Origin of the sequence: Psychroserpens mesophilus (assembly GCF_050617655.1) — a bacterium.
GTDB lineage: Bacteria > Bacteroidota > Bacteroidia > Flavobacteriales > Flavobacteriaceae > Psychroserpens > Psychroserpens mesophilus_A.
Map to the genome: position 1 here is coordinate 1 of NZ_JBODQC010000287.1, position 257 is coordinate 257.

Here is a 257-nt window from a genome sequence, read left to right on the forward strand (position 1 = left end):
ACGCCAGCGGCAATGCGGTGGGCGACATCTACCAGCGCTTCGGCGCGATGAGCTTCCTCGACCTCGCCGTGGGGTACCGCATCAACGAGCACCACAGCCTGCGCGTGGGTGCCGACAACGTGCTCGACCGCTATCCGGATGAGGCGGCCTTCCAGGCCAGCCGCGGCCTGGTTTACTCGCGCAACGCACCGTACGACACCGATGGCGCCAACCTGTACGCGCAGTACCGGCTGAGCTTCTGATGGACCGTACCCGCC

Annotated in this window: 1 protein-coding gene; it reads left to right on the forward strand. The window is 66.9% G+C overall.

The window, feature by feature from the left end:
• A partial coding sequence (locus ACRHNM_RS17305; protein ID WP_431137894.1) for a hypothetical protein occupies positions 1-242 on the forward strand: 242 nt, incomplete at its 5' end.
• Positions 243-257: the final 15 nt, after the last annotated feature.